This is a genomic window from Mucilaginibacter sp. P4_G9, assembly GCF_056400985.1.
In genome coordinates this window covers 1-6,092 of the sequence record NZ_JBFUKF010000304.1, presented here as the reverse complement: position 1 = coordinate 6,092, position 6,092 = coordinate 1, and the positions used below count along the sequence as shown (strand labels likewise).

Annotated in this window: 4 protein-coding genes; all 4 read right to left on the bottom strand. The window is 40.6% G+C overall.

Going from position 1 to position 6,092, the window contains the following annotated elements:
- The coding region (locus AC1DPZ_RS20190; RefSeq protein ID WP_477406763.1) for a TolC family protein at window positions 1-1,126 on the bottom strand (1,126 nt) is incomplete at its 3' end.
- Window positions 1,127-1,139: 13 nt separating this feature from the next.
- Complete coding sequence (locus AC1DPZ_RS20185; protein WP_477406761.1) at window positions 1,140-1,817, bottom strand: ABC transporter ATP-binding protein; 678 nt, start codon at window positions 1,815-1,817, stop codon at window positions 1,140-1,142.
- Between the two features lie 425 nt (window positions 1,818-2,242).
- Window positions 2,243-4,627, bottom strand: coding sequence for an ABC transporter permease (locus tag AC1DPZ_RS20180; protein ID WP_477406759.1), 2,385 nt, complete (start codon window positions 4,625-4,627; stop codon window positions 2,243-2,245).
- 140 nt (window positions 4,628-4,767) lie between these two features.
- Window positions 4,768-6,092: ABC transporter permease (locus AC1DPZ_RS20175; protein ID WP_477406757.1), on the bottom strand; the 1,325-nt coding region annotated here is incomplete at its 5' end.

Here is a 6,092-nt window from a genome sequence, read left to right as displayed (position 1 = left end):
GTTCATAAGCTGAAGTCATGTTCAGGTAAGCCTGCTCTACGTTTTGCTTTAAAACTATCTTGGTGTTATTTTCTACATATTTAGCTTCCTGCAGGTTAATTTTAGCTAATGTTACTTTATTTCGATTTTGAAAATAATTCAAAATTGGAATATTTAAAGTAAATCCCACAAATGTGCTGTAGTTGCCTTTAAACTGATCGTAGAAGCCCACATTTTTATTGTTGATTTGGAAATTGCTTGAGTAAACAGTTGCTATACCACTACCTAATGATAATGTAGGCAGCAATACCCCTTTGGCTACCTTTACGCCTTTATTGGCACTTTGAGTACGCAATTCTGCTGCTTTAACGTAAGCAAGTTGCTGTAAAGCCGTACCATAAACCTGGTCTGATGTAGCATCTGTTTTTGTAGATACGTCCTGAACATTCAGCGGCACAAGCTTAAGGTTTTTATCATAAGGGATATTCAGCATCTGCATCAGGTTTAGTTTTGAAACCTCCAGGGCAGTTTTGGCAGCTACCAGGTTCAATTGATTATCGCCATAGGTACCCTTTAAATCGTACAAATCAGATGGCAGCTTATTTGCGCCTTGTTTATCCAATATGCTCAATCGTTCAACCTGCTTTTTTGAAACATCAACCTGGTTGTTAACCTGCGCAAGTAATTCGGTATTATCAAGCACCAGCAAATATGCTGTTATCACGTTAATGGTAACCTGGTCTTTAGCCTGCTGAAAATCCATTTTTCCTGCCTGGTAAGCCAGCGATGTTTGCTTAATGTTGTTTAAATTGGTAAAGCCGCCAAGTAACGCCAGGTTACTGTTAACGCTATAATTTCCAGATTGAGTTGATGTTGTTACCGGGTTACTGGTAGTTGGGTCAACGTATCGTCCTGTGTTAAAATTGTAGCTCGCTTGTCCATTCAATGTTGGCAGCAAGTATTCCTTTGCCTGTTTGTAGCCAACATTCAGCCGTTCCATTGCCAGCTCGCTTTTCTTTACGTCGAGGTTATTTTTTATAGCAATATCCACACACTGATTAATGGAAAGAACAGAATCTGTTTGTGCCTGTACCTGTGTTGCCGACAGCGCAATCAAACCAAAAAATATAAATTTAAAATATCGCATTACTATATGATGATCAGAGTTGTTTTGAGGATTCTATTTTACCGTCGAGCAGGTTGATGATACGCGTACCATATTCAGCATTTTTTTCGGAATGTGTTACCTGGATGATAGTTACTTTATCTTCCCTGTTCAGCTTGCGGAAAAGTTCCATAATCTCCTCTCCTTGTTTAGAGTTAAGGTTACCGGTAGGCTCATCGGCCAATAACAATTTTGGTTTGGCTATCAATGCACGTGCAATACCCACCAACTGCTGCTGACCGCCTGATAATTGCGCGGGGAACAAATCTTTTTTACCTACAATATTAAACTTATCTAATATATCGGCTACCATGGCTTTACGTTCGCTGCTTTTAAAATCCTGGTAGATAAGCGGGGTTTCAATGTTTTCATAAACGGTGAGCTCGTCAATTAAATGGTAAGCCTGGAAAACAAAGCCGATGTATTGTTTATATAAAGCAGAACGCTGTTTTTCTTTAAGCTGATGTACAGCGTGACCTGCGAAATAGTGATAGCCATCTGAAGGTTCATCAAGCATGCCAATGACATTTAGTAAAGTTGATTTACCCGAACCTGAAGGACCCATTATCGAAATAAATTCGCCTTCATCAACTTCAAGGCTCAAGTCGTTAAGTACATAATTTTTAAGTCCGCTTACCTGGTAGTATTTAGAAATATGCTGAAGTGATAACATTTTTAGTTGGTGGATTTGTGGGTTGGTGAATTAGTGATTTGCATTTTAGTTAAAGCAATAATAGTGATCATTTTAATATTAAAGTATCAATAATATACCAAACTTTTAACATATTGATTATTAATATATTACATCAAAACAGGCAAGTAAAAACTGTACGTTTATGTAACACGGTGCGTACGTTTATGATACAATCTTTGGGACGAAGGATTTTTGGACGTTCGGACAAAAGACAAAGGACTTTGGGACAAAAGATTTTTGGACAAAGGATAAAGGACTTTGGGACAAAGGACAAAAAGAAGGCAAAACATACCTTTTGTCTGAACATCCTTTGTCTGAACATCCTTTGTCTGAACGTCCTTTGTCTGAAAGTCTTTTGTCTGAAAGTCTTTTGTCTGAAAGTCCTTTGTCCGAAAGTCCAAAAATCACTCGCTTCTTAAACTTTTAACGGGGTTACTCGTTGCTGCCCGGATGGCCTGGAAGCTTATGGTACCAAGGGCTATAACCAGGGCCAGGATACCGGCTATGGCAAATATCCACCAGCTGAGATCAATGCGGTAGGCAAAGCCCTTGAGCCAATAATAATGCATAAAGAGTCCGGCAATGGGCGAAGCCACAAGGAAAGATATGGCTACAAGTACAAGAAAATCTTTTGATAGCAGCTTTACAATACCTGGCACGGTGGCCCCTAATACCTTACGGATGCCTATTTCGCGGGTGCGCTGCAATGTGCTGTAAGATGCCAAACCTAACAGGCCAAGGCACGATATAAATATGGCCAGCACAGCAAAATTGAGGAATAATTTACCAAAGCGCTGCTCGGCACGGTATTGCCTGTCAAAAAATTCATCTAAAAAGTAATAGTTGAATGGTCTTTTAGGTATAAATGTTTTCCATTTATTTTCGATAGCCGCAAGTGTAGCCGGTGTATTTTGCGATGACATTTTTACCGAAATAAGACTCAGGTTTTTCAGTTCGATACGCATGCTCAACGGTTTTATGACTTCCTGCAACGAACGGAAATGAAAATCTTTCATCACACCWACTATTTTACCCTCGCGGCCCCATTGTTTAAAGCGCCTGCCTATGGCCTGCTGCGGCGAGCTGTAGCCAAACAGTTTAACCGCGGCTTCATTCAATAACATAGCCTGGGCTGTATCCGTACCAAATTCCCGTGAAAACGCGCGGCCAGCCACCATTTTAATTTTAAACTGGTTCACATAATCCCAATCAACAAAATAAAGGTCGAGGTTGGCTATTTGTAGATCTCCCTTTTTGTTTTCAATCTCTGAATAAGCACCCGGATTGCCTCCACCCGGCACACTTGATGATTTTGCGGTTGATTTTACGCCTGGTATTGATGCAATGGCTTCTTTTAACGCAGTACCTGCCGGGTCGCCATTGGTATCCAGGATCAGCATCTGATCTTTAGCAAAACCCAGGTCGCGGTTTTGCATGAAACTCATTTGCGTGTATACAACAATAGTACCTATAATTAATGCGATAGAAATGGTAAACTGGGCAATAACCAGCGTTTTGCGTAAGGCATTACCTTTATTGCCGCTGCTAAACCGGCCCTTTAATACCAAAACCGGTTTAAATGCCGATAACACCAATGCCGGGTACAAACCGGCAATTAAACCAATACCTACAGAGGTAACAAATAACAGTGTTATATAATACCAGTTGGAGAAAATACCTGCACTTATAGTTTTGCCGGCCAACTGGTTAAATAAAGGCAAAAACAATACGGACAATACAATAGTGAGCAAAAAGGCGATGAGGCACAATATTACAGACTCGCCAATGAACTGGCGGGCAAGCTGCGATCTTTCGGCGCCTACTACTTTGCGGATACCTACCTCTTTTGCGCGCTCAACCGAACGGGCGGTAGTAAGGTTTACAAAATTAACACAGGCTATCAGCAATATAAAAATTGCTACTATAGCAAACACATATACATTGGTTATGCTACCAGATTCCTGCCCGCTACGTGTTGAACGCAGGTAAACCGACTTCAATGGCTCTAACAGCAATTTGTAAAACATCTGCTGTTTCTTTTCTTCAGCGCCATTCCTGCGCTCTAAAAAAGCAGGCAGCTGCGCTTCAAGCCTTTTAGGGTTTGTGCCTGGTTTTAACAGCAGGTAGCTTGATGCCCCAAAATTGCCCCACTGATTATCCAATCCTTTATTGAATTTTTGCGTGAGCGATACCATCGAGATCAGCATATCAGCTTTAATCTGCGAGTTTTCGGGGATGTCTTTCATTACACCGGTTACCTTAGCGGGGATAGCATCGCCTGTTRACAATACTGTTTGCCCGACAGGGTCGGTATTACCGAAATACTTTTTTGCTGCCGACTCTGAAAATACAATTGTGGCTATCTCGGATAATGCAGTTTTAGGATCGCCTTTTATAAGCTTAAAATCAAAAACCTTAAAAAAACTGGAATCTGCAAAAGCCGACCTCTCCTCCTGGAATTTTACATTCCCCCTTCGCACCAAAAAACTACCACCACTTATGCGCACAAACGATTCAACTTCGGGAAAATCGGCTTTAATATTTGGCGCAAATGGCCACGCGGTAACACCAGTGTTAATGGTTTCGGTAGGCGTTTTGATATCAGTTACCAGGCGGTAGATCCTATCGGCCTTGCTATGCATATTATCATAACTTAGCTCAAAACCTACATACATAAATATGAAAAAACAGGCCGTTATCCCTATAGACAGGCCTGTTACATTGATAAAGGAAAACACTTTATGTTTCCAAAGATTACGCAAAGCGATCTTGAAATAATTTTTTATCATCTTATTGGTTCATTAGTTCATTTGTTCACTGGTTCATTGGTGGCATTGTTTATTAATTCACAGGTATTTGTAATTCAAGTATCAGGTCATTATAGCTTTGAACAGACGAGCATCAATGAACCAGTGAACCAATGAACAAATCATTCGCTTCTCAAACTCTTAACCGGGTTGGCCAGTGATGCCATTACCGATCGGTATCCTACCGTTATTGTGGCAATAATAAATGTTAACAGTATCGACTCCAGGAAAATGATCGGGCCGATGGTTATTCGGTATTGAAAATCCTTCAGGTAATTATGCATGGCCCACCAGGCTAATGGCGCGGCTATTACAAAAGCAATCAGCAGCAAAAAGGTAAACTCCCTACCAAACAACCACAGGATATTCTTTATTTCGGCTCCAAGCACTTTACGAACGCCGATTTCTTTGGTTTTACGTACCGCCATAAACGATACCAAACCATATAGGCCCAGGCAGCCTATAACTATGGCAATGCCGGCGAAAGCTTCAATTAGCGTAAGCAGGATATTATCCATCTCGTAAAACTTTTTGATACTATCATCCAAAAACTGGTATGAATAAAGCTCTTCGGGGAAAGTCTGGTTCCAGATCTTTTCGAAAGATGCCAGCGAACTCTTTGCATTACGCATGTTTATTTTGATGGCAACAGTTGAATAGTTGTTAAAATTTGGCATCATACATACCGGCGAAATTTCGCTATGGAACGAGTAATTGTAAAAATCCTTCACCACTCCTACTATCGGTGCAGTTGTATGTTTACCGTTTATCGATAGCATTTTGCCAATAACGTCCTGTGGTTTTAAATGAAGTTTTTTAACAAAGGTTTCATTCACCACAAACTCCTTTGTTGTATCAGCAGGAAAAAAATTGCGGCCAGCAACCAATTTTAAACTAAATGTTGAAAGGTAATTTTCATCCGCAGTTTTGGTATTGATACCCCAGTGCTCGTCTTCGGCCCGATGATCATAATTAACGCCGGTGGTATTATTTGATTGAGATGCAGGCGGACGATAACAATACGAAACCTTTTCTACTCCCTGAACTTCGTTCAGGCGATTTTTCATGGTGTTTAGTTTTGTTTTATCATTTGATGGCACGGGCAGTAAAACTATACCGTCTTTCCTGAAGCCGAGATCGGCAGTTTGCGAGTAATGTAATTGCGATACAATAATGATAGTGCCAATAATTAACACCTGCGAAATAGCAAACTGTGTTACCACCAAAATAYGGCGTAATGAAAAGCCGCCAACGTGTTCTTGCGATAGCTTGCTTTTTAGGGCCATAATAGGCTGAAACCTGGCTAACACCAAACCAGGATAAGAGCCGGAAAGGAAAACTACCGCAATACCTATCAAAACAATAAAAACCGATAGCCCGGCAATATTAAACTGCATTTCTGATTGGAACAAATGGTTTATTGCAGGTAAGGCCACATACGATATCC

Excerpts from the sequence above, each read along its gene's own strand:
- AC1DPZ_RS20185 (WP_477406761.1), bottom strand. The coding sequence starts at position 1,817 with ATGTTATCACTTCAGCATATTTCTAAATACTACCAGGTAAGCGGACTT.